Source organism: Deinococcus aquatilis DSM 23025, from assembly GCF_000378445.1.
GTDB lineage: Bacteria > Deinococcota > Deinococci > Deinococcales > Deinococcaceae > Deinococcus > Deinococcus aquatilis.
Genome location: NZ_KB899730.1, coordinates 29,688 through 53,105 on the forward strand (window position 1 = coordinate 29,688; position 23,418 = coordinate 53,105).

Consider the following 23,418-nt stretch of genomic DNA (forward strand, 5'->3'; position numbering starts at 1 on the left):
AGTCCTCTCCGTGGGTGGAGGCCTTCGCTCGGTTCATCCCTACCAACCGAATCGGTGGGTCAGTATGATCCCGATGATGGCGCCAAACAGGGTACAGACGACACCCTGCCAGAGAGGAATGCCTGCCAGAGCCCTGGCGATGTCTTTGCTGTCTTTGAGGATGACGTCAACCGGTCGGGGCCTTTTACTGAGTTGGTCGAGTTCGTAGACAATCCGCCGAAGCTCGCCGGGCAGCTTCAGGAATTCGCCGGTATTTGCGACGGCTTGGGCGAGTTCCTGAAGTCTGTACTGCTGACCCGCTTCCAGCGCAGTCACCATCCCAACAGCGGGTGAGCAACCCTCCAACTGGGCCCACATCGCCGCCCGCTGGAAGATCTGCAGAACATCCTCGGGGATCTGCTTTCCACCCTCTTCGGTCTTGGGCAGATAGGTTGCCGTTTGCTTTTCGAATTCCCCCACAAATTTCCTGAACTCCTGGCGCGGGATGCCGCACTTATCTGCCGCTTTATTGAGGGAGTAGTATTCCACCGTTTTGGGCATAGTTTGAGCTCCTGTTGAGAAAAAGAATTCCAACCACAACAACCAAAAGGCAGTGTGATTGGAACCCTCGAAAGCGCTTGAGAGCGCAGCCGCCGAAGCAGCACTGAAAGTTGCTGAAGCGAAGTTCAGCGTGTCTTAGCCCGACCCGGCCTGTCATGTTTCGAACCCCATGCAGAGGGTGGGTGCATTTTTTAACCACAGTCGGAGCAGGAGTCATCCTGAGCCCACTGCTGACGTCTTGGGGGCCAACCCTCGGCGTCCTGGTGCTCGGCGTTGCATGCCGTAAGTCCTCGCGAGATTTCCCAGGTATCCGGTGAGGCATACCCTTTTACCGATGGCGGTTTTCGGCCCAACATTGCTGTCGGTACACAAGGCTTGGCGAACAACTTCGACTCGACTTGCTTGAACCTACTCTCCACCGCTCCCACTCTGCCCGCACCAGTCTCCATGAGCACTGGTTTGATGTTCTGGCAGAGCTTCCCACGTTAGTCATTCTTGTGTCCGATTTCTCGGCGGTGTAGCCCGATCAGTGTCATGCAGCACTCGCTCTACAGTCAGCAAAAAACCTTTGCTTTTAGCCGCCCAAATGTTCCGAACTGGCGGTTTACCCTGCTGCACGCATTCCATATCTCTCGATAGCCCGAAAGTGTCCTTTCGGTTCTGACCACTTGCACCTTCCACCCCAGAGCGTCCGTACTGAACGCCATGACAGGCTTGAGCTATTCGCCGATCTGGACACGTTTCCACACCCAGTACCACAAACACCCTTCTGGTACACGACATCACCGTGTATCCATCCGTTGCTGCTCACATCATCACTGACATGCTGACGCCCACCTGTGGGGGAGATGTTGCACCGTTCCCAGCGCCCCACCCCATGATTTCGAGATGACAGGGTTGCACACGTCACCGTGTTCCCGTTTCCGTGTCGCCCAACACTCCTCAATGGATTAGGTAGAACCCAGGAGTTACACCCAGGAGCCCCTGTTGCAGCCGCACGAGCGAGGTTTCCCCAGCATGCAGCTACGTCGGTTTGGAACTGGTGGCGAGCCAGCCCCATGGTTGTCTGCGAGGACAGCACCATAAGAAAACTGTAGTCCGGTTTTGCCTCAAAAGAGGAACATTCATTATATGTAGTGAAATTACATTGTCCCAGACATGTTCTTGCTCAATCCTCATTCACATGCATGAACAATCTGAAATCAGCTCAAAAGAGATGCGATCTCCTTTGTTCAGGCCCAGATGATTCTCGAAATACCTGCGGGAAGGGTTATTGCCAGGGAGCGTCGCCCTACGCGGCAGGCTGCTGTGATGCTGGAGCGCAGGCAGAATAAGGGCAAATGCAAGCACCCGAATTGCAGTCCGGGTGCCAAGAACGGGAACAGACACGACAGAGGAGGAGGTGTCCTGATGCGAAAGCAACATCAGGGTACACCTGGACACACCTGCAGGCAAGACAAACCCAGTGGGAGGCTAAGATTCTGACTATTCCCTCAGCAACTTCCTCACTGGCCTGTTCCCGCTCTGACAAGCCTCAAACTCTGGCCCTCTGCCCGGGTTACATCTGTCGGACGACCGCTTCAGTTGGGGCCGTCTTCTTGTTGATTGAGCGCAGATAGCCACTGCCATTTTGAGCAGTGTTGGGACACACCAAAGTTGATGTGATCCACGCGGGTGAGGACTTGTCGCTGGGAACACTTGACACTGCTTTTCGCCCGGTCGCTGGGTTTGGGGCCAGAGCACCTTGACAGTCTTGACAGTAAATTGCCGAAACCCAACAGCACAGCACAGTGGCTGTATGCAATATCGATACCACACGACAGTGACGTCAGCCCTACAGATCGTGGCACGACTGGCCCACTCCAGCCCATTTGTCGCAGTGATTGAAGCGCCGGTTGCCAAGGCCGTACAGATTGCCCAGCGTCAAGCGCAACGTTACCCGACGATCGACACGGATCACGGCACTCGGACGGCACTGCGCAAGATCAAGATGCCCGCAGTGCAGCTAGTGATCATGCCGCCGGAGGATGGTGAGGTGGCCATGCTGCTGTTGTCCAATGTGGTGCCTGCAGACAGTCGGGAGCATTGGCACAATGCCTTCGCCCCATATCCCTTGACTTGGCGAAATTATGAACTGACGCAGACCGCCGCAGGGCGTATCACTTGGCGCTTATCTACGGAGGCTCGGCAGCATTACCGTGCCCGGATCGCCCGCCTGATTACCGGGCGAGGGGGGCAACCGGGTTACGGTAAGCGGCCCTATCAGTTGCCGCCCCAAACGGCCCACGATCAGATCATCAAATTGGCAGCCCATCTGCAGCATTACCCAGGTCTGTCCGGCATTCGGTCGGACGTCTTTGATCTGGCGCAGTACAGCACCCGCGTTTGGACCGCAACCCATTCGCAAGAACACTATCCAGTATGGCCGACGATGCCATACGCCCGGTTTTCGCAGGCGCAGACGGCCCCTCTCCCCGACCTCATTCCTCTCTTTGGAGGCCCATCATGACCAAAACAAAGAAGACCCCCACCAGTAACAAGCCCCGCGTGGTTTATGAGGTCAAAGGCCCGCAGGGCACGATGCAGGTCGAGGCCACCACCACCGCAGAACTCCGCGACGTCCTCGCACCTCTCCTGCAGGAATTGGACCCGTACGCGGTACAGGCCGTTGCCCGACTTGCGAGCATTGAGCGAGCCACCATCACAGCGATTGGTTGGACAGTGCGGCGTGTCGGGGTACTGCAGTTTCAAGCCGATCAACCGGATGCGCCAACCCCTCAAAAAGTCACTCGGAAACGCGAGAAAATCAGCCCGACTGCAGTTCTGCCGTCCAAAGTTGACTTGGGCATTGAGGCCGCTCTGGAAAGCCTAACGCCTCGTCCCCAAGAGGCTGATCAACGCCCTCAAAGCATTTTTGACATGCCCTCCGATGCTTAAAGGAGTTCCTTTAAGGTCACGCCCAATCCCCGTGCCAAGGCGTCTTGGTTGTCGATGCTGATGTTGCGGATGCCACGCTCTACCTGGCTGATGTAGCTCCACGTCAGTCCGCTTCGCTCCGCCAGGTCTTCGAGTGTGAGTTTTTGCCGATGCCGCTCTGCCCTCAGTTGTTCAGCGAATTTCAGACGTGAAGCGCTGGCTTCTTTGGGCAGGGGATTCTTGCGGAGACGGGGCATTGCCTCAGCGTCGTGAGATCGGTCGGCCCAAGCCATGCACTTCATATCTTATAACTTCATACCTTATTCTTTGATATACAATCTCGTGCAATATGCAATGTGCTGAACAACCCTGTGGGGAACCGTTACCGAGTCCCAAGGGTTTCTGCGGAGGACAGATGATCAGGAACCTGTTGATGCTTCCCCTCATGCTGCTGACGGCTTGCAGTGACAAAAATGCGCCCAGTACTGGGCTTTTTGAGCAGGTCATCCAGGCCGACAAAGCGGCCACTCAGGCCGTGTGCCGCGACATTACTACGGGCGTAGACCGACTGCCTGCCAAATATGAGATCAAGGCCGATCAAGATCCATTCTTTCAAGATTACAAAATCCTGCGGAAAAACGGTTACGTCACCATCCAGCAGATCAAAACGACGGACTTTTTTGGCGCAAGCATTGATGCGTGGGAGGTGGCCTTGACCCCCAAATGGGCCACAGACTTTAAGACTCCCTACAACGGCCAACGCTGCATCGGGAAATGGCAAGCTCAAACGGTTAAAAACTTTACGGAGCCAGCAGAAGTCGATGGCATGAAGGTCAGTGCCGTGACGGTTGTGGGATCGCAGGTCTATACGGGATGGGCCGCAAACCCAGAACTTCAGGAGGTGTTCAATCTGCCCAGTCTGCGCACACCTACGGAAAAAACGTACACCTTGGTGCTCAAAAATACGGGCTGGGAAGTGGCAGGGGTAACGCAGTAATGCCTACTCCTAACGTGACATCGGCTCGGGAGATGGCTGGCACTTTCCGGCTCACTCGTGCACATCGAGTTTTCTTGGGTCTGGTCGACAGTGTGGTGGGTTTTGATGACGCCCCAACGTTGTCCAGCTTGGAAGTTCAGTTCTCACGAAAAGTGTTTCTGTTTTTGCAGCCCTTATTGGCGACGGGCGGGGCATGGCGGAGTGGCCCCCTGTTTGGGACGCGTGACTCTTCCGCCCTTACGGTTATGTTTGCCGCTCAAGCCGGGTATTGGACGACTCCCCCCCAAGCTGACGAGGTGTTTCGACTGGACAGTGCATATCTCCTCGGCTGGACAGATGCATTAGGTGCAGCCTTGTCTCAAGGCTTGGATTGGGTAGGACATTGGGTCATGTTTCCAGATGGCCAGTACCACCCTGGGGAAGAAGAAGATGTACTTACGAGTAAAGCCGAGACCCTTGGTCTTACAGACCGTCACCACATACTGGCACTTGTTGGAATGATAGACGGCAAGGCAAATATACAGGTTTATTATCCTGGTGTGTACGACGATTTGGCGGAAAAATCGGAATAATATGTTTTCTGAATTCTAAGATATTTGTTTTTATGATGTGGCCTGTACAATATTCGACTCTTTCAGACGCGGAAGCATTCACGCTGAATGTCATGTCTGAAGCCATCTTTGACTGAGCAAAGTAAAGCGCGCCAAGCTTGAAGTGACCTCAGTTAGGAAAGGGGGTCGGATGCAGCCAGTTCTTGGTCTGCTCCCAGGTCTTTCACCGTGTCGATGTCCTGCTCTTTGAGCTTGATGCGGGTGAGTTTGCCGCGCAGGACTTCAAGCGTGTACTCGCCCTCACCAAAGAGAGCGCTGTCCAGTTGGGCCGGGAGTTGGACGGCGAGTTGATGGGTTTCTGGATCATAGCGCACGCTCACGGTGGTTCGCGCATGGCGCTCTTTGAGCGCTTCGAGCTTCTTCGGTGCCGCGCTGATGAACGAGCCGCGCCGCTTGCCACTGTCCTGTAAAGCCACCACCTCGCCTGCTTTAGGTAGGCTGACATCCTGCTTGGTGTTCAGGTAGCCCGCCATGTTTGTTCGGGCCCGCACCTCACCATGGGTCAGGATCACCTTGCCCGGCTGGTAGCGGGCGATCATGGCCAGCAGCCCGCCCCGATCGGCATGGGCGGAGAGGTAAAAACGTTCCACCCGGGAGTAGGCGGGGATGGGTTCGAAGCTGCCCTTCCCGTCCGGCAACATGACCTCGCCGCCCTGCTGGAGTTCGAGCAGGCGTCGCCCGGGGCTTTCGGCATCCTGATAGCCGACCACGAACAGCGCGTTCTCCGCGTGCGGCAACCAGGCCCGGGCGTACTGGGGGCTGGCCCCGGCGTGCAGCATGCCGCTGGAGGCGATGACCACGGCTGGACGATCCGACGCCAAGATGCTTTCTCGTTCGCGCCGGTCTCTGACGAGGTTGACCGTGCCGGCCAGAAAAGGCCGTTGCTTGCTCACCTTCGAGCGGTTCTGCAAGGCTTCCGGCAACAGAGGCAGCATCTCCTCGTAGGCTTCGGTAATGCCCCGTGTCAAACCATCGAGGTGGATCGGGACTTGCGGCAGCAGGCCACCCGCCATCGCGGTCTGGAGGATCTGCGTGATCTCTTGGGCACGCCCCAGGGCAAACGACGGAATCAGCACCCGGCCACCGCCCCGTAGGGTTTCGGCGATGGCCGTCACGAAGGTGCGCACCTGCTCCTTGCGGGCCGGCAGCAGCGTATCGCCGTAGGTGCTCTCACTGACCACCGCGTCCACGGGGGTCACAGCCGCGGGCAGCCATGCGGCGTCCACCACGGGGGTCGCCACGTTGCTCACGTCGCCGGTGTGAAACACGGAATGCCCCCCACTTTCGATCAGGACGCTGGCCGCCCCCAACAGATGCCCGCTGGGGAACAGCGTGAACGCGAAGCCGTGGTCACTGACCCGCGTGAAGTACGGCACTGGGCGCAGCCGTTCCAACGTGCGCTTCATTTCGCCAGCACTGAACAGCGGCTGGCCCTGCATGGTGCTGACTTTCAGGGTGTCGCCCAGCACCAAGAGCGCGATGCGGGCCGTCGCCTCGGTGCAATAGATCCGCAGGTTTGGGAAGCGCCGGATGACGACGGGCAGCGCGCCGACATGATCGAGGTGTGCGTGGGTGAGCACCATGGCTGCGGGTGGGTTATTTGTCAAGAGGTCTAACTGGGGTAAGGCCGCCTCACCGATGGAACCGGGCCGTGCCCCGGCGTCGATCAGCAGATTGCCCTCAGTCAGCAGATACAAATATGAACTCGCGCCGACTTCGTCGGTGCCGCCGAGTCCCAGGAAATGCAGATCACTCACAAGTGCATTGTGCCGTGTGTCATCCGGATTCCCTATGAGTCGCTCACCCTCTGGAACCTATGACTCTTCGACGGACTCATGGTGTCCTCGAAGTATCAAGGTAAGCTAAATTATGTATATAGTTTAAATACTTGGATAAATAATGCGTTTTAGTCGCTTATTTGCAGGATGGGTTTTGGGATTTTTTAACTGCTTACATAATATGCTCTTAAGTTTTTTACGACATGGCGCTGCGTCGGCTCGCAGCCAAAACCCAATGCAGGGGCACCATCGACTTGGGGAGAGGCGATCTTCCCAAGCTGTATGTCATAGCGCGCGGCTACGTTGCTCGGCACACGGTGAACAAAAATACTATGATGAACTCTCAGGAGGTCTACACCCACCCATCCCAACGCGTTCGACCAATCCACAAGTGAAGAACCCCCGCTAGCCGGCGGGAGTTCAGAGCGAGAAGTTCGGTATGTGCCTAACGAAGATAAAGGCAGTGTACCGGGTCACCCCCCTGTGTTGCAAGAAGGGAACCCTCATGTCTGAATATGATCGACCGCTTGACGCGGTCACCCCAACCACCCTTTATTTCCTGGCTAAAGCACAAGACACTTTGCAGGGGCCGCATCGGGACAGCCCTGCTCCCCTACCCTGTCCCCAAGACGCTCCGCTCAACCCCAAGCCTCAGTCTGCGGCGCCAGTCTCTCCACCCGCGCCCACACAAGCCAAAACCCTTCCGCGTAGGCTCTCCCCACTGAACGCTGGGCCGTCTCTGTTCACCCGCGTAGAGGCCTCGGGAACAGAAGGACCCTTCAAAGAGGCATTGATCCGCATCACGCCGAAAGCCGAGCAGTCTCAGCCGCAGACCGCGCCAACCTTTCGCCCGCTGTTGCCCGCTCCGATTCCCAGTCCGGTTCACCACACCCCTGCAGTCCACACCACCCGCAGCAATTTCACTCAGCCGCCTGCACCCCGGGTAGCACTGTCCTTCACTATTCTCGAGACCCTCACGGCCTGCCTCAGGGAAGCCGAGTGCCCGGCCACGGCCCGGAGCATCTTCCAGACCCTCTTCGAGTTGGGGCTCGAAACGGTGCGGGCACGGAACTTGCCCACCCGCCCGGATGTGGCTGTCTTCCACCTGCCGGTCGAACTGTTGGCCTCCCATCTGGAGGTCTCGCGCATCACGATCTGGCGGAACCTCAAGCCCCTCATTGAGGCGGGCATTCTGGCCAATCGCGACCATTACGACACCCTCAGAGGGGCGACGGCCATCAGCGGCAAGATCTGGGCCATCAGCCTCGCTCCGGCTCTGGTGATGGCTGGCAAAGCCCCCCATGTGCGGGTGACCAAAGATGATCTGGCTTTCCAGTGGCGGGATCTGGATGCCGACGCCCGCAAGGGCCGCACGGCCTACAGTGCCACCCGCACCGAAGCGCAGCAAGCGTTGGAGAAAGCGCAGCGCGAAGCCAAAGCCGACAAGAAGGCCGAAGAGCGACTACGAGCTGCTGCGAGGGCCAAAGACCGTGAGGCGGCACGCAAGCGTGGAGAGAAGCCCCTCAGAGGCCGGGCCGCGGCCACCGCCAACGCCGCGAAGACCCGGGCCGAAAATCCGCCCCCAGTCCGGAAAAAGCAGGTCGTGCAACAATCATTAGACGGTCTGAAGGCAGTGAGCAAAGAAGAATTGAAAAGATGGGCGTTGGCCCCGTTCTTTGAGAACTTTGACGTTACTCTGACTGTTTCACGCGGCCTCGGGAGCGGCAGAGACGCCATCTATACCCTGCCCTTGCTGACCAGCCTGTCCCGCCGCGAACGGGGCGCAGCGGTGGAAGCCTTGGCCCAGCAATTGGCAGTGGCCTTTGAAGACCATCAGAACGTGCGCTTCTGGCTGTGGCTAACGTGGCAAGTGTTGCGGGCCTTCGATCAGGGCCAGGACTGGAGCGATGACATTGCACTGATCCTCTCCCGCGTCCTGCACGACATTAAACACGACGAATCCATGCGCAACCGCTCGGTTCTGCGCCCCGGTGCATTGGTGGTGAACGAACTGCGGAACTGTGGCTTGCTGGAGGCCCTGCGTCAGATTTCACCCTCAAGGGTAGGGGTGAGGCCCAAAGCCCGCGCCGCCTAGCACGACTTCAACATCAACGTTGGCCAGTGCATCCGTTCTCGGATCACTAGACTGTCCTTCCATGTCCCTGCACCAGATCAACGAGCTCTTCGGGGCAGCCGCTCTCGGACACGCCTTGTTCTACAGCCACTCCCCGGCGTTACGGTTTGAGCTGTCGGGCGGAGATGTCCCAGTCGATCAATTTTCTCAAGCCTACGACCGTGCTCGGCAGCTCGCCACGGCCGCTTTCAGAACGTCCCCACAAGTCACGGTTGTTTTGGCTTGCTCCGGCATCAAGAAACACGCTGCCATGCTCCGGGCGGCTCGCTCATGTGGTGTGGCTCTTCCTGCCCTTTGGGAAAGGGCAACCATCCCACCCGACAGCGGCTCTGACGGTTCAGAAAGCTCACTGGTCGCCTTTGAGGTCGAACAGGACGTCGTGCCCAGACTGTTATGGGGCGTCCTTGCTCAGGAACTTGGTGTGCGGCCTCGGCTCTTCGGGCAGCTGTATTTGGCGGATCCGATTCGCGGCGTGTTGCTTCATCCGTATGACGACCGTGGCTTGGATGTGATCGGACCAGGCGTCCAAGTGCTCTCTGAGTTGTACACCGAATTTGGCCCTTGGTTACTCGAGTACGACCTGCAACGGATGCAAGAGTTCTTTGCTGGACGTTAGGACGGCAGGGTTCCACTGGCATCGACGTGTTGAAGGCGTGCTCGCCAACACTGCTGGACGGGTATTCCCAGTCTGGGGTGAGCTCCGGCCTGGCTCAGCACTGTGCCAAATGGAGGCTCTCAGCAGCCTCAAACCTTCAGCATGCCATGAGCCCGGCGCTAATACTTGGGAATAACCAACGGATGCATCACCACCCCAGCTCCCACTTTCCTCAGCGTTGGCCTGCCCCTGTCCCCTGAGGGAGACGGTGTCCCCGCCCCCGCCTCGGCTCCAGCGGACGGAGCACGACCTGGATGCCCAAAGACAAGATTCCCAGCTACCACCACACCCATCCCCCTGACCTCGTTACTATTGAGGCCCTCAAGCTGGAAGGCCGGCAACCTGCCGACGGCCAACCCGTCGCCGCCCTCTTCAACCTGCGCACGGGCGACCGTGAACACCTCTGTGGTCTCTACCGCCGAACAGACGCCGTACCGCTGCCAGCTAAAGAACCTACCTGAGTTGGTCGCTCCTCCTAGCCATGGATCGGCGTCAAAGTGACAGGGAAACCGGCCCCTCAGCAGGGAGGACGCAACAGTCGCCAACATCGTCTCAACACGTGTCAGACGCCTTTACCCCTCTATTTCCCAGATGAATGCAACAATCAATAGAGTCCTAAGAGGCGGAAGTACGAAAGGATCCAAAAGATGAGCGTGAGCACCGGTTTTCAGAGATTTTGACGTTACCCTGACTGTTGCACAGGGCAAGGCACACCTCGGTACACCTCTGGGAAGCGCCTAGGGGTTTCACCAAGGGAAGGCCCGAATCTACGCGCCTTTGCCCCTCCATGTTTCTGAAAGGCTCGAAGCACAGCGCAGCCACGTTTCGAGCTCACCGCGCCAATTTGAGATCCCTTCAACGCTGGCTGATGGCTGGGGTGGCGAGCTTTCGTCTCTACTTCAGATCGTCCAGTTTTCGGGGGGCACTCCAGACGCGGCTGCCCCGGGCTTTGGCCTTGGTGGCGTTGATGCGTACGGCGGTCAGATTGCGGTCTTTGAGCAGCCGGGCCACATCCGCTGGAGCCTCAGCCTCGGTGGCGCCAAGGCAGGCACGCAGAGGTCTCCAGGGGAAAGGGAAAAATGAAAGCCGCGCAGAAGCACGGTGCTCCCAGGCGGCCTTCATTGTATAAACAGAACTCCTAAAAGATTTATGCTTACCGTACGCGGGCGTAAAAGCACACCTGGGCGGTGGGGTTCGCGGCGTTAAACGGCATGATGCTGAGGCTCAGGGTTTGCCCTGTCACGGTTGTGGCGTACTTGAAAAACGTGGGGGCGGCGGTGCCGCGAATCAGCTGGACGTCCTGGGTTGCGCCGTTGTAGCGGTTGGGAACGAATTCCAGAGTATTGGCGAGCGTGTCTTTGATCGCCGCGGCGGTGGCGTCGGGGTAAAGCGCTCCCTTATGGGTGGCCGTGATGCAGTATTCGATTTCTTCGCCGGGCTTGCGGTTCAGTGGGCTCGTTGCGCCCGTCCCGCCAGGGACACTCTGTGTTTTTCTGATGGTTGCCTCGACGCCGTTGACCGTCAACGTCGCAGTGGCGTCGGTGGTCGGCGACCCGGCAGTGGTACTGACGGTGTTGGCGGGGATGACGTTGGTCTTCAGACCACGGGTCGTGCCGGTCACGGACACGGTCACGGTGCAGCTTCCAGGCCCGGGAATCCGCACGTCTTTCGGAAGGGTCACCGTTGTTCCCCCGGCGGTCGCGCTGGGGACAGCGGCGACCGGTGTGGCCGTGGTGCTGTTGGAAAGGACGCAAGTGGTCGAGAGGCCCGGGTTGGGCGCGATGACGACACCTGACGGGAGGGTATCGACGATGGGCGCTGTGGTGAAGTAGGCCCCGGGATTGGTGTTGCTGATGGTAATGGTCAGCGTCGTGGTGGTCGGAACTGCAGTGGTGGTCATGCGGATGGTGCTGGCGCCGAAGGCTTTGGTGACCGTGGGCGGTGCTGGGGCAACGGCACAGTCCGACAGGTCGGTGTAGCCCGTGCCGTTGCCGTTGAGGTTGGTCAGTACCCCGGTTGCCAGGTCGACGGTGAAGATGCCAGCGGGGGTTGAACCCGCGTTTCCAGTCGCAGTCGTCGCAGAGGTTGTGACGTAGACGACGTCAGGATTAGGGACCGGGTTGATGGCGATGCCGTTGACGGTGGAGCGGACGAGCGGTCCGTTGAAGGTCATCTGGACGGGGTTTGTCGCCGTGACGGCAGTGCCGGTACCTGGCAACGTTCCCAGATTCATGATGTACGGGTTGTCGTTGCTGTTCACGACGCCGTTGAGAACCGCATAGAGGTTGCCCGTGGCGCCGTCAAAGACCATGTCACCCGAGGTGGCTGTAGATTTCGTCATGGCCTGATTGTTGTAGGTGGCTGGAAGGGTGATGGCGATGTTGTTCCGGACGACCGTCCCTGTCGCCTCGTCGATTTCCTGAAGGGTGTAGTTGCTGTACAGCAGGAACAGGCGTGAGTTCCCGGGGGTATTGTCAAAGCTTGCACCGACCACCTGTGGGTTGCCGGTAGGCAGTGTGATCGCTCCCACGGTCGTCACCACGCCGGTGTCGGTGTTCAGCACTTTCAGGTCATTCTGGGCCGGCGTGGTTCCAGTGTTGCTACGGTCGATCAAATAGACGTTGCCGGACACTGGATCGAGCGCTGCGCCGTTGACGGTGGTGCCGCCGCTGGCAACAACGAGTGACGATTGCCCAGCGGGGCTGACGTAGGTGATGTTGCCGCCGGCCAGGGCGTACAGCGCGGTGCAGCCAGAGGTACCTGCGGCCTGTGCAGCAGCGTGGCTGCCAAGGGCCAGGGCAACGAGCCCAGCCAGGCGGAGCGGCGTGCGGAAGGAAAAGCGGCTCATCGGGTGTTCCTCCTGGTGTCATCCAGCAGCACGTCGAGCCGGACATACAGGCCACTGCGGGTCGGTTCGGCGGTCAGTGAATCAAAGCCGCCGAAGTTGTACCCCAAACTCACGGCGGCGGTATCGTACACCTTATAGGTGCCTTCGACGCCGAACGAATGGGCAAAGCTCTGCTGGGCCGGTGCGTAGAGCCCGCGGTAGGCGACCCCCACAGCAGCGTTTTCGGTGAGCCAGTAACGGGAAGCGAAGAGGCCTTGAAGCGTCAGGCTCTGGGCGTCGTTGGGCCGGGCCTGTGCAGCGAGCCCAAAGCGGGTCTGCCAGCGGGGCGTGTGGTACGTGCTGTTGAGTTCGCCCGTAAGTTCCTGCCCGGTCAGGGTGCTGGTCAGCAGGCCCGCGCGGTAGCGCAGGTACGCCGCGGTGTTCCAGTCCTCACCCCGGTAGGTCAGGCCCGCGCTGTACCGGTGACCGCTGCCCTTGGCGCTGAAGGTGCTCAGGCCATCGGCGGTCACGCCGAAGGGAGTCTGATCGGCGCGCAATGTGTGCGACACGGAGAACTTCACCGAGCTGCTGAATCCGTTGTCTTCCGCGTGCGTGAGGTCAGCACCCAGCGTGGCCACCGTCGCAGGTGTGGTATAGCGGGCGTCAGCACTGAGCGACTGCGTGTCGGGCGTGACCAGCAGCGCGCCGCCAACGTTCAGGTTCTGGGTCACCGGGAAGGTGGCCTGCACGCTGCCACGAATCTCGCCGACACTGTCGGGGGTGGTGGGCAGGCCGTACTCCAGGCTGGCAGTGTACGGGCCACTGCGTCCGTTGATGACCGCGCCAGCGCGGTAGCTGAACGCGCCGCTGGCGAGCGTGGCGGTGGCCTTGACGCCGAACGCCAGTTCCGAGCTGGTGCCCAGCCGCTCCGGGAGCGGGACACGCCGGGTCACCTGGGCGCTGTAGCTGCCAGTGGGCGACGTCAGTTGCTGCTGAGCGGTCAGTACCGTGCTCCAGGGCCCCGCCTTCCAGCGCGCTGAGCCACTGACCCCCGTACCGTCCAGCGTTCCGAATCCGGTGAACAGGCCTGCACTGTACTGACTCTGGTCGTTGGGGCTGTAGACCCCTTCTGCCGACACGCGTCCACCGAATCCCTGGGCGTCGTTGCGCAGGCGCGTTTCGGCCCGCACACCAAAGCGGTCATTCAGGGGACGCTGCACGCTCGCCGTCAGGGTTTGACCGGCGGTGCTGATGGCGCCCTGTCCAGCGTAGCCTGCTGTTTCATGTTGCCCGGTCACGGCCCAGCTGGTCTGGTCCTGCTTGCCCCGAGCGATGACCTGCGCCTGCGAGCCCGTTCCACTGACGGCTGCGCGGGCATCGACGTTGTAGGTGCCTGAACCGCGGGTATCCACAGCCAGGTAGCGTACGCCGTACGTCAGGCCCTGAGCGTCCGCGTGAACACCAGCACTCAGGCTGCTGGCAGCCTCGCCCGTCTGAAACTGCCGGGTCACGGCCAGCTGAGCGCCCGGCGTCAGCACGCCGCTCTGCACGGGACCGCGCGCGATCAGCTGCACGCTGACGTTGAGGTCTGGATTGTTCAGCAGGGGGCGGTTGAAGGTGATCAGGCCGGTCTCGTCAATGGCGTAATCCCGGCCGGAAACCAGTTCCACGGTGGTCGTGACGCCGTCTGTGGTGGTGCGGAGGAACAGCTGTGCGCGGCCTGGATCCAGTTGTGCGGGCAACCGGGCCAAGCGGGTGCCGGTCAACGGCACGTCGAAGTCCTGACTGTTGCCCGCGAACGGCGCGACATACGCGCTGACCCGGGTGTCGCCGGTGGTGATGACGTTCAGAGCGTCGCCGCTGTCAGCTTGGCCGAAGACGGGATCCACGGCAGCGTTGCGCGTGTAGGTGGCGGTCAGGCTGGGATGATCGAAGCGGGCGGCGATGGGGCCGTCGGCTTCCAGCGGGCGGGACTCACGGCTGCGGTCTCCCAGAGACGGATTGCGCGTTTCGGCAGGCGTGTCGGTGTGGGCACCGCCGCTGTCGGCATGCACGGTGAGTTGCCCATCCAGGATGGGCGCTTCGACGGTGGCGCGTAGGGCGCCGCTGACCTCATATTCGCTGCCTAGGCCGCTGACCGTGGCGCTGGCCATCGCAATCACGGTCCGCTTGCGGGCAGGCTGAACGTTCACGGGCAGGGTCACGGCGTGGTTGTTGACGTCCAGCTTGAGAACGGTGGTCAGTGGCGTGCTCTGGGGCGCGAAGCGCAGCGTCGCCACGCCGTTCACGGCCGCGATCTGGTGTCCGGCCTGGCTGGGATCGGCATCCGGCGTAGCGAGGGTCAGGCGACCCGCGTCTTCGACGGTAATCGTCGGTAGGACGGTGGGACGGCCGTCCACGTCGGTGACGTCCAGCGTCAGGCTCAGGGGCGAGAAGCCGTCGGCAATCAACTGCTGCTCCGTGATCTGCACGCCAGCGGCGGGACCGGCCACCTGCAGGGTGACCTCATCTTCCCCAGCGGGTGTGACGGCGGTCAGGACGTTGCGTCCGGGTTGCAGCGGCACGCCGATGAACTCCCGGGTGGTCAAGTTGGTGTTCGGGTCGTCCACGCGGCGGCCGACCAGGGTATCGGGCACCGCTGCGCCGTTAACGAGCAGGGTGAAGGGTTCGTCCAGACCACTGACGGTGGTGACGTTGGTGCTGGAGCGTCCGCGCTGGACGTTGCCGCTGACCGGCGTGCGGATGACGCCCTCACGGGTCAGGCTGGATTCTGCGGTCAGGGCGCCGCTGGCCTTGAATTTCAGGGTGCCGCTCAGGGTTTCGGTGAGCTGGGTGTCGTACAGCACGGCCACGCCGATGTCTGCCGCACTGGAGACCTGGCCGGTGAAGGTGATGTTCAGGACGCGTGCCGGGGTGCGGACCCGGAAGAGAACCTGCGTATCCTGGGCCGTGCCGCTGACATCGGTGCCGTTGATCCTCAGGGTCGGTTCGGCCAGGCTGGCGGCAGGCAAGCTGATCAGGACTTCCTGCACGCGTTCCGGCAGGTCGATTGTCAGCACGGCGGGGGTCAGTGCCAGGATGTTCTGGGTGACGGGAAGGTCGGTCGCTGGCGCGGCGCTCGTGTCGGCTGGAGGCGTGGACACCGGCGCGGCGTCCTGGGCACCTGCGCCGCTGAGCAGCAGGGCACCGAGCAGGAAAGCGGTGTTGCGGTTCATGGGCAGGTGACCTCTTGGGGAGTGGGAGCGGTGGGCTGGCCGGACGGCAGCAGCGGTGTGCTCAGGGTTTGCCGGGGGTTCAGGTTCACGCGTTGGCTGCCGATCAGCAAGCACACGGCCCGGTCACTGCGGTTGGCGGCGGTCAAGATGATGTCGGGCGCGGCCGTGAACGCCACGGTGGTGTTCGGCCCGGTCCAGCGGGACGTAAGGCTCACGCCCGCCACGTTCGGCAGCAGGGGAAAGTCCTGCACGGTCAGGGCATTGACCTGAACGACGGCGCTGCCCGCCTCGAACGCGCCGTGCAGACTGTCGGCATTGACGGCCTGCTTGTACGGCACGCTCTGCGGATCGAGCCGCACGGCGTGCATGCCGCTGGGCACATTGGCAAAGGCGTACAACCCGTTGCTGTCGGTGGTGACCTCGCGGCCTCCGGCCAGCAGGACGCGGGCGTTCTGGAGGGGCGTGTCTGTTCCCTGTTCAAAGCGTTGGTTGCGGTTGCGGTCCACGTAGACGCGGCCGACCAGGTCGTTGCCCGACGCGCTGAGCTTGGGGCGCATGACGACGTTGGCGGCGGCCAGATTGCTGACGATGGTGGCGATCACGGTGCCCTGACGGCCGCGCGCGGACGCGACCACGGAGTTGACCACCGGACGGCCCGCCGCCTGCAGCGGCACCCGGGCGGTGTAGCGGACGGTCACGCCCGTGTTGCTGTTCAGGCTGCCCAGGGGCACGCGCAGGGTCTGGCCCTCAAGCGTGGCGGGCATGGGTTTGCCGCCCACCGTGACGCTGTTCAGGTCCACGCTCAGCACCGGGTCGGGGGTGTCGATCATGACGGTGTCGGTGATGGTGGTGGTGGACGGGTTGAATACGGTCACGGTGTAGGTGACCTGTCCACCGGGATCCACGAGCACGGGCTCGACGGCTTTGCTGACCAGGATCCGGCTGGTGAACACACGGATGATGGCGGGCGGGGTGCTGATGGCGGTGCCGCCTTCGTTGGTGGCGTTGGCGGTGTTGGTGACTTCGGTGTCGTCGGGAATGCCCCGGCGAATGCGGGCGGTCAGGACGTACGATTTGCTTTCGCTGGCGGCCAGGTCGGTGCGCCAGCGCAACAGGGTGCGTCCACCGTCAATGGCAGAGACGCTCACACTAGATTCGGGGTTGACCTCGACGAACTCGAGGGCCATGTTCAGTTCGTCCTCGATGACGACGTCAGGCATGGCAACGCGCTCGGGGTTCGTGACAGTAATGCGGTACTGCACGGTGGCGTTCTCTTCAATGGTGTTGTCGCCGAGCACCGTCTTGGTGATCAGCGGCGCGATGTGGCGGCTGTTAAGTTTCAGGGTGGCCGTGAGGTTCCCTTCGCAGCCGGTGGTCAGCGTGACCGTGTGCAGGCCGGAGGTTTGGGCGGTGGCGGTGACGAGCAGGGTGACGCGGCCGTCGGGGTCGAGCGTGACGCTGCTGGTGGCAGCGTCGTCGGGCAGGCCGTTGCCGTTCAGGTCCGCAACCACCTGTGCGCCGAGGTCGTTGGTGCCCAGGGTCACGGGGTAGGTCTGCGTGCTGTTGCCGGTGTTGGTCAGGACGAACGGCGTGGTGACCGTGTCGCCGGGTTGGACGGAGCGTTCCGTGAGCGTGGGGGCGAGGTCGGCGGCGCAGACAGGCGTGACCGTGACGCGGACGGTGTTGCTGGGGATGCGGATCAGGTCATCCTCGTAGACTGCGGTGTTCTCGATGACCACGCCTGCCGGCGTTCCGGCGGAGATCATCAAGGCACTGAGGAGGCAGAGGGAGGCCTGTCGTTTCATGGAGACTCCAGAGGGGCGCTGGCGGGCGGGCAGCGGTGAAAGGTTGGGTTCCGAGAATGAAGGCAGGGGGACGTGGGGACGCCTTCCCTGCCTTGTCATTCGAGGGGGGGGTGGGGTTTAGTTGACTTTGACGATGATGACGAGCTTCATGCTCTCGCCGGGGGCCAGTTCGTCAGCGGTCGTGACACTGTCGCCAGCATCCGCGCCGTCCAGGCCCACGAACACGAAGGGGCCGTTGGCGGGGTTGGTCGTGGTGGCCAGGGTAGTGGGGGCGGCGATGTTCCAGTTGGTGCGGTCGCTGCTGAACACGACTTTCGCGCCGCTCTGGCTGGTGCTGCCGGTCACGCTGGCGAAGCTCGTGAACTGGGGCACGTAATCGCGCAGGGTGGGGAACGCCAGGCCGGCCGTGCCGGTGTTGAGGACCGAAACCGTGTAGCGCACGTAGTCGCCGGGCTTGGCGTTGGGGGTGTTGAGGATGACTTTCAGGGGGTCGGCGCAGGTGGCGTCGTCGCCGCAGTTGTCAGCCACTTTGCCGACGCTCGCCACGCCGCGCTTGACGTTCAGGGTGTCGGTGTTGGAGCGGACCTGGCTGAACTCGACCTGGTTGTCGGTGCCCACGGTGTCCGTGAAGTTGATGTAGCCGGCGATGGAGTGCACGATCGTGACGCCGTCGGGCGTGTTAGCGGCGGGCGTGTAGGAGATTTTGATGCTGTAGGTGTCGCCGGCGTCCAGGTCGCCGGTGGCGGTGACGGCGGTCTGCAGCACGGTGCTGGTGGAGCTCTGGCCGGTGGAGCTGTTGGTGACCGTGTAGGAGACGGCGTAACCCACAGGTGCGGTGGCATCAAACACCAGGGTGGCGGCGGAGAGGGTGGTGTTGCCGGTGTTGGTCAGCGTGTGGGTGATGATGGTCGTGACGCCGGGGGCCGCCGTGACGGTGTTGTCGCTGGCGAGGGTGAAGCGCAGGATGTTTCGGGCGGCGATCTCGCCGACGTTGTTGTTGTCGACCGAGGCGGTGTTGCCCGCGCTGGTGCCGGTCAGGTTGACATAGGTGCTCGCGCCGCCGGTGGTATTGGCAGGCACGGTGTACTGCACCAGGACCTGACGGGTTTCGTCGGCGTTCAGGCCGACCAGGCTGGTAACCAGGGTGTCGCCGGCGTTAACGACGCCGTCGTTGTTGTTGTCCAGGTAGATGCTGGCAGCCAGAGGCGCGCCGCCCTGGGCATTGGTGACGGTCAGGTTGATGGTGTCGGTGGCGTTGCCGCTGTTGGTGACCTGGTAGACCAGCGTGGCGGTTTCGCCGGGGCGGGCCATGGCGGTCTGGCCGGGGTTGGCGACCGTGCCGTCAGGAGTGATGCTGGGTTGGTAGACGGAAGCGACCGTGATGTCGACGGGCGTGGTGGGGATGGGGGTGCTGGTCCCGTTGGCTTCCGTGAATTCGAACAAACCGGTGTTGCTGATGGTGCTGCCGGAAGGGGTGCCTGCGGCGAAGGCAGCGCTGCTCAGGGCAAGGATAGTGCTGATAAACAGTTTCTTCATTGGATCTCCTGGGGCTGTAGTAAGAAGAACGGGGACGCTGCCCTCTTCTTCATCTGGTGTTCATGGTAGAGCCCGGATTCCCAACACTTCCTTACAAGACCTGCACCTGCAAGGGGAGTCTGGGAGGGTCCGGGCAAGGCTTGGGGACGGCAAGCTGGGGCTGAAGCGCAAAAAGTATCAGATCGTTCAATTGGCCTGACAGATCTCTTACACGGTCAGACTCAGTTGTTGATGCCGATGTCTTCGCGCGTGACCGTGCCGCCCGTCACGGCGTCCTTGCGGACGTACCCGACGATCCGCAGGCGCAGGGAGTTGCCCGCGTTGAAGGTGTCGCTGCTGTCGATGGTGGTGGCGGTGCCGCCGTTCTCCACGGCCACGTACAGTCTGGAGGTGCCGCCCGTCAGGGTGCCGAGCGTGGTGACGTCGTTGTTCCAGGTGGTGCCGTTGGTGCTGAAGCGCAGGGCAGTGGCCGCCGCCGCCGTGGTGGAGGCGCCGATCCGCACGGGGACAAAGTTGGCGGGCAAGGCGTCGCTCAGGCGGATGTTGTACAGGCTGCCCGTGCCAGTGTTGAGGGCTTCAAGGTAGTACACGACGTAATCGCCGGGTTTGGCGTTGATGGTGGTGGTTCCGGCCGCGCTGAAGTCCGGGCAGGTGGTGGTGGTCGTGCACAGCGCCAGCTTTTTGGTGACGGTGCCCACGCCGCGCTGCACGGTAGTGGTGTTGGTGATGCGGCCCTGCGCGTCGCCCTGCAGGGCGTTGTTGGTCACGCCGGTGGTGGGGCTGTAGGTTTCCAGGCTCAGGATCAGGACGTCGCCGTCCGCCGCGCCGGTGGCGGGGGTCGTGCCGGTGGCGGGCGTGTTCGTGACCGTGATGGTCAGGGCACTGCCGCTGAGGAGGCCCGTGCCGATGGCCGTGTTCAGGACCGTTTCCAGATCGGTGCCGGTGGCCGTGCCGCCCTGGCCGCCCGTGACGGTGTAGGACGTCGTGAAGGTGTTGGTGATGGTGGTGCCGAGCTTGTTGGTGGCGGTGGCGACCACAGCGGCGGTGACGTCGGTGGCCAGCAGGGTCACGTTGCCGGTGTTGGTCAGCACGTCGGTGAAGGTCACGGTGGTGCCCGCGGCGACCGTCTTGCTCTGGGTGCTGGTGAGGGTCATGTCGATGACGCTGCCGACCGTGAACTGGCCGACGTTGTTGGTGTCGGTCTTGGTGCCGTCGCCGACGCTGGTGCCGGTGAGGTTGAGCTGGTGGGCGCTGCCTGCCGCGCTGCCGCCCGTGGTGCCTGAGGGAATGCTGTAACGCACGAACACGGTGTTGGAGGCGTCGGCGGCGACGTTGGTGAGGCTGGTCACGAGGGTGTCGCCCGCGTCGTAGCTGCCGACGGTGCCGGTGGCTTTGTTGTCGAGGTAGATGCCCAAGATGTTGGCGCCCTGCGCGGTGGCGTTGGCGGTGATGGCCGCGAGGTTGATGGCATCTGTGCCGTTGCCGGTGTTGGTCACGGTGTACGTCAGGAAGCCGGTCTGGCCGGGGGCGAGGCCCACCGTCTGGCCGGGCGCGGCGGTGGTGCCGTCCGGGGTGATGCTGACGTTGTAGACCTGCTGCACGTTGATCACAACGGGGGTGGAGCTCAGCGTGGTGGTGGTCGTGCCGCCCACCGTGTCGCTGAGTTCGAGGGTGCCAATGTTGCTGATCTGCGTGCCGACGGGGGTGCCGACGGCGGACGCGAGACCAGAGACGAGGAGGGCGGTGAGAAGAAATTTGCGCATGAAAACCTCAGTTGACGCGGATGCGTTGAGAGATGGTGATGGCGCCTTTGAGCGTGCCGAAGTCGTAGCGGACGGCGCGGTACTCGTTGGCGGGGGCAGGCACGGTCTTGGTGACGCTCTGACCGTTCTCGGTGACGGTGACCGTCTTCAGCGGTTGAGCGCTGAAGGGGCCAGTGGCCTTCAAGGCGTAGGTGATGGCGACGCCGCTGCGGCTGGCTTTGGCGCTGCCGGCGATGAAGGTGGTATTGAGAGGCACAGGGACGGTGTAGCGCGCTCCGTCGCGGGCAGTTTCGGGGATGGTCAGGACGCTGCTGCTCTGGAGTACCGAGCCGGGAGCGGCGTTCTTGACGTCCACGAGGCGCTCCACGGTTTTGCCGTCGACCATGCTGGTCAGCACCTGCCGGATGGTCAGCAGCGGCTGGGGGGGGGTGGCCGCAGCAGCAGCCATGCTCAGGGTGGTAATCAGCAGAGTGGTGGTCAGGCGGTTCATCAAGTACTCCTTTGCATTGCTTATGAGGGAGGCAATTCTGTACGGTTAATTGCGCCTTACAGAAAGTACGAATACAGTCGTCATTGCGTTTGCCACCTGGTAAGGTGACTTGCCCTCCATCGCTCTCAATGTTTAAGCAGAAAACGAATTAAGCGGGAACTGTTCATTACGAACTTGGAAGAATGAAGCAAGGAGCGTTTATTAACACTCAGCCCGGTATACCTTTTCAGCTGACTCTATAGAATTTTGTAGATAAAAAAACTACGGTGACAGTTTTTCCACCAGATGACGGGCTGACATCTCATAAGGTCAATAAGTCACTGGACTGTCGAGTGACTTCAACCACGTTAATGTCGAACTTCTTACACCTAGCTTACAGATTGTGTTAAATATCCATCCAGTCGCAAAACTCTCACTGTGGAGTTGAGAGTCAGTCTTTTTTTATGTCTTACGCTTGCTGACCGTTCCTGCTCAGAATTCAGTGGTCGACCACTTATGTTCTACGTCGCTCCAGGCGGCAACTTTCGCAAATTTGAGCTCTTGACTGCGATGGAAACTTGGACAGGCGGGAGTCTTGGAGATGTGCAGACCCCGTCCCCTGCCTGTCCCCACAGGACCCAACTTGCCGTCCAGTTCAGGCGTATGGTTCCTTGCCTCTGTATCGACACTTTCCAGCGCCTGATTGACATTGTCTTGGCGATGATCACTGCCCAAAACGTAATTTCCCCCCATGCCATGGAACAGCAGTGTGGGAGTTAAAAGACGACGCGTATAACGCGGCCTCGGGGACGAGCAACTCACGATGCATGTTTTTCTGACACTCCTCCTGACCCGTGTTTCCCAGGGAAATGGCTTTTGGGTCTTGACCGCACCAACTGGGAGTACAGCGAGTCCCATGTGTAGTTTCAGTTCCACGCTCAGGCTGAGTCTGTTAGTCCAGCGGCTCCCGTTCACTTCTTTAATCGTTGAGGTCGATTAACAGATGGCGTCAAAGGGGTAGGCGCATCTGGTTTGCACAGCCACGTTGACATGCTGCGCCACGCCCCGAGTTGGCCCTCTGCCGCCCACCTGAGCGCGGTCGAGCGCGGATGTCCATGCAACTTTGCCCATTCCAGAACAAGGACCGCAGGTAAAGCCAGACGAGTCTCACGCCACTGAGCGTCATCTGCTCCTTCTTGCGCGGTTTGAGCCGGTAACTCTGTCATGAACTTCTATTGTTAGGGTTGTGTGGAGAGGCGACTTCCAGTGTGAAGGCCTGACTAAAAGCTCGCCGGTGAGGGCAGATCACACAGGTGAGCGGCAAGGTGCAGATCAGCGTCACCTAATGAGATGCACCTTTCACCAGCGTGTGGACCAGACGGGCAAAGCGACGCTTGTGGGGACCAGAGAATAGAGCGTCCTGCCTGTTGTCCATGGAGGCCGGGCTCTACCAATCTCATTGGACTCCAGCGGAACGGCAGACCCTCCATGATGTCTTGACGGAGGGCTGAAGCTGTTGGTCCGTGTTCAGAGAGCTGTTTGGTATGAGAACAGGGGAATGGGACGTCAGGGACGCCCTCATTTCCTTGTTCAACCCAGTCAAGTGTCAGCGGGGGAATACGAGGCCCGCCCCCTGTTCCGAGGAGCTTCCATTAATCACATTGCTGAGCAGCTCACTCAAGGGCACCAAACGATCTCCCGGCCCAGTGGGCAATTGGTGACCTTGCTCATCCGTCATAGAGGGCAAGTGACTCTCCACCCTGTACAGGCGGATGAATCGCTGGAGATCATTGTGTTGGTTCGGCTTAAAGGGCGGTGGCTGCTGCACCGCATCAAGGCGGTTCGGAAAGAGCGCTATCTGATTGTCAATGCCCGCGATCACAAGAATGGCTGGATTTCATGGACACAGGTCAAGGGCGTCAAACTATGAGCTCTCGACCTGAGCACTATCAATGCCGGATTCAGAGAAGAGCAAACGTGCAAAAGGGAAGGCACTTGCAAAGGCGAGAGGGCTGTGATGGACACGGTATTTTCTTGTTGCAAAACCCTATTGCTTTTGTGCTTCTTTTTGCCAGAGGGTTTTTGTGTGTTGAGCAGAGCTGTGGGAAGCTGTGCTTGTCACTCCCCCTCGAGCCATCAAGCCTGTTAAGGTTTTTGACCCCCCAAGGTCGG

18 protein-coding genes are annotated in these 23,418 nt (G+C 61.0%); 8 read left to right on the plus strand and 10 right to left on the minus strand.

Annotated elements, in window-relative coordinates:
* Positions 1–39 precede the first annotated feature (39 nt).
* Positions 40–540: a hypothetical protein gene (locus F561_RS0117285; protein WP_019011223.1), complete on the minus strand. Its 501-nt coding sequence runs from the start codon at positions 538–540 to the stop codon at positions 40–42.
* A gap of 1,822 nt (positions 541–2,362) precedes the next feature.
* Here F561_RS0117285 and F561_RS0117290 point away from each other — a divergent pair.
* Together F561_RS0117290 and F561_RS0117295 are read left to right on the plus strand one after the other, a co-directional pair.
* Complete coding sequence (locus tag F561_RS0117290; protein ID WP_245556563.1) at positions 2,363–3,049, plus strand: hypothetical protein; 687 nt, start codon at positions 2,363–2,365, stop codon at positions 3,047–3,049.
* The gene (locus F561_RS0117295; protein WP_019011225.1) at positions 3,046–3,477 is read left to right on the plus strand and encodes a hypothetical protein; all 432 of its coding nucleotides are present in this window, start codon (positions 3,046–3,048) and stop codon (positions 3,475–3,477) included. The genes F561_RS0117290 and F561_RS0117295 overlap by 4 nt, the downstream gene beginning before the upstream one ends.
* Here F561_RS0117295 and F561_RS0117300 read toward each other — a convergent pair.
* Positions 3,474–3,713 (minus strand): helix-turn-helix domain-containing protein, encoded by a 240-nt coding sequence (locus F561_RS0117300; protein ID WP_019011226.1) that lies wholly within the window; start codon positions 3,711–3,713, stop codon positions 3,474–3,476. The two genes, F561_RS0117295 and F561_RS0117300, sit on opposite strands and share 4 nt — an antisense overlap.
* Positions 3,714–3,871: 158 nt before the next feature.
* Between F561_RS0117300 and F561_RS0117305 the strand changes: the two genes are divergently transcribed.
* A complete protein-coding gene (locus F561_RS0117305) occupies positions 3,872–4,453 on the plus strand; it encodes a hypothetical protein (RefSeq protein ID WP_019011227.1) in 582 nt (193 codons plus the stop codon).
* A 245-nt stretch (positions 4,454–4,698) separates the two neighbouring features.
* Positions 4,699–5,025 carry a hypothetical protein gene (locus F561_RS28995; protein ID WP_157451961.1) on the plus strand — a complete coding sequence of 109 codons (327 nt, stop codon included), beginning with the start codon at positions 4,699–4,701 and terminating at the stop codon, positions 5,023–5,025.
* Positions 5,026–5,177: 152 nt separating this feature from the next.
* Here the strand turns inward: F561_RS28995 and F561_RS0117315 are convergent, their stop codons facing one another.
* Positions 5,178–6,821, minus strand: a complete 1,644-nt coding sequence (locus F561_RS0117315) for an MBL fold metallo-hydrolase (RefSeq protein ID WP_019011229.1) — start codon at positions 6,819–6,821, stop codon at positions 5,178–5,180.
* An 811-nt stretch (positions 6,822–7,632) separates the two neighbouring features.
* Here F561_RS0117315 and F561_RS0117320 point away from each other — a divergent pair.
* The 3 genes from F561_RS0117320 to F561_RS0117330 all read left to right on the plus strand — a co-directional run bounded on the left by F561_RS0117320 (position 7,633) and on the right by F561_RS0117330 (position 10,092).
* The gene (locus tag F561_RS0117320; protein ID WP_019011230.1) at positions 7,633–8,937 is read left to right on the plus strand and encodes a hypothetical protein; all 1,305 of its coding nucleotides are present in this window, start codon (positions 7,633–7,635) and stop codon (positions 8,935–8,937) included.
* Between the two features lie 61 nt (positions 8,938–8,998).
* On the plus strand, positions 8,999–9,592 hold the full coding sequence (locus tag F561_RS0117325) for a DUF3885 domain-containing protein (protein WP_019011231.1): 594 nt from the start codon (positions 8,999–9,001) through the stop codon (positions 9,590–9,592).
* Positions 9,593–9,885: 293 nt separating this feature from the next.
* A complete protein-coding gene (locus F561_RS0117330) occupies positions 9,886–10,092 on the plus strand; it encodes a hypothetical protein (protein ID WP_019011232.1) in 207 nt (68 codons plus the stop codon).
* A 433-nt stretch (positions 10,093–10,525) separates the two neighbouring features.
* Here F561_RS0117330 and F561_RS0117335 read toward each other — a convergent pair whose 3' ends face one another.
* The 7 genes from F561_RS0117335 to F561_RS0117365 all read right to left on the minus strand — a co-directional run bounded on the left by F561_RS0117335 (position 10,526) and on the right by F561_RS0117365 (position 21,267).
* Positions 10,526–10,753, minus strand: a complete 228-nt coding sequence (locus F561_RS0117335; RefSeq protein ID WP_019011233.1) for a hypothetical protein — start codon at positions 10,751–10,753, stop codon at positions 10,526–10,528.
* Positions 10,754–10,784: 31 nt separating this feature from the next.
* On the minus strand, positions 10,785–12,479 hold the full coding sequence (locus F561_RS0117340) for a DUF7933 domain-containing protein (RefSeq protein WP_019011234.1): 1,695 nt from the start codon (positions 12,477–12,479) through the stop codon (positions 10,785–10,787).
* Positions 12,476–15,673 (minus strand): hypothetical protein, encoded by a 3,198-nt coding sequence (locus F561_RS0117345; protein WP_019011235.1) that lies wholly within the window; start codon positions 15,671–15,673, stop codon positions 12,476–12,478. Before F561_RS0117345 ends, F561_RS0117340 begins: the two co-directional genes overlap by 4 nt.
* Positions 15,670–17,478, minus strand: coding sequence for a DUF11 domain-containing protein (locus F561_RS0117350; RefSeq protein WP_019011236.1), 1,809 nt, complete (start codon positions 17,476–17,478; stop codon positions 15,670–15,672). Before F561_RS0117350 ends, F561_RS0117345 begins: the two co-directional genes overlap by 4 nt.
* 117 nt (positions 17,479–17,595) lie before the next feature.
* On the minus strand, positions 17,596–19,014 hold the full coding sequence (locus F561_RS0117355) for a hypothetical protein (protein ID WP_019011237.1): 1,419 nt from the start codon (positions 19,012–19,014) through the stop codon (positions 17,596–17,598).
* Positions 19,015–19,235: 221 nt separating this feature from the next.
* The gene (locus F561_RS0117360; RefSeq protein WP_019011238.1) at positions 19,236–20,777 is read right to left on the minus strand and encodes a hypothetical protein; all 1,542 of its coding nucleotides are present in this window, start codon (positions 20,775–20,777) and stop codon (positions 19,236–19,238) included.
* A gap of 7 nt (positions 20,778–20,784) precedes the next feature.
* A complete protein-coding gene (locus F561_RS0117365; RefSeq protein ID WP_019011239.1) occupies positions 20,785–21,267 on the minus strand; it encodes a hypothetical protein in 483 nt (160 codons plus the stop codon).
* A 1,726-nt stretch (positions 21,268–22,993) separates the two neighbouring features.
* Between F561_RS0117365 and F561_RS29000 the strand changes: the two genes are divergently transcribed.
* A complete protein-coding gene (locus F561_RS29000) occupies positions 22,994–23,176 on the plus strand; it encodes a hypothetical protein (protein WP_157451963.1) in 183 nt (60 codons plus the stop codon).
* The last annotated feature ends 242 nt before the right edge of the window (positions 23,177–23,418 follow it).

Excerpts from the sequence above, each read along its gene's own strand:
- F561_RS0117285 (WP_019011223.1), bottom strand. The coding sequence starts at position 540 with ATGCCCAAAACGGTGGAATACTACTCCCTCAATAAAGCGGCAGATAAG.
- F561_RS0117295 (WP_019011225.1), top strand. The coding sequence starts at position 3,046 with ATGACCAAAACAAAGAAGACCCCCACCAGTAACAAGCCCCGCGTGGTT.
- F561_RS0117300 (WP_019011226.1), bottom strand. The coding sequence starts at position 3,713 with ATGCCCCGTCTCCGCAAGAATCCCCTGCCCAAAGAAGCCAGCGCTTCA.
- F561_RS0117305 (WP_019011227.1), top strand. The coding sequence starts at position 3,872 with ATGATCAGGAACCTGTTGATGCTTCCCCTCATGCTGCTGACGGCTTGC.
- F561_RS28995 (WP_157451961.1), top strand. The coding sequence starts at position 4,699 with ATGTTTGCCGCTCAAGCCGGGTATTGGACGACTCCCCCCCAAGCTGAC.
- F561_RS0117325 (WP_019011231.1), top strand. The coding sequence starts at position 8,999 with ATGTCCCTGCACCAGATCAACGAGCTCTTCGGGGCAGCCGCTCTCGGA.
- F561_RS0117330 (WP_019011232.1), top strand. The coding sequence starts at position 9,886 with ATGCCCAAAGACAAGATTCCCAGCTACCACCACACCCATCCCCCTGAC.
- F561_RS0117335 (WP_019011233.1), bottom strand. The coding sequence starts at position 10,753 with ATGAAGGCCGCCTGGGAGCACCGTGCTTCTGCGCGGCTTTCATTTTTC.
- F561_RS0117340 (WP_019011234.1), bottom strand. The coding sequence starts at position 12,479 with ATGAGCCGCTTTTCCTTCCGCACGCCGCTCCGCCTGGCTGGGCTCGTT.
- F561_RS0117345 (WP_019011235.1), bottom strand. The coding sequence starts at position 15,673 with ATGAACCGCAACACCGCTTTCCTGCTCGGTGCCCTGCTGCTCAGCGGC.
- F561_RS0117350 (WP_019011236.1), bottom strand. The coding sequence starts at position 17,478 with ATGAAACGACAGGCCTCCCTCTGCCTCCTCAGTGCCTTGATGATCTCC.
- F561_RS0117355 (WP_019011237.1), bottom strand. The coding sequence starts at position 19,014 with ATGAAGAAACTGTTTATCAGCACTATCCTTGCCCTGAGCAGCGCTGCC.
- F561_RS0117360 (WP_019011238.1), bottom strand. The coding sequence starts at position 20,777 with ATGCGCAAATTTCTTCTCACCGCCCTCCTCGTCTCTGGTCTCGCGTCC.
- F561_RS0117365 (WP_019011239.1), bottom strand. The coding sequence starts at position 21,267 with ATGAACCGCCTGACCACCACTCTGCTGATTACCACCCTGAGCATGGCT.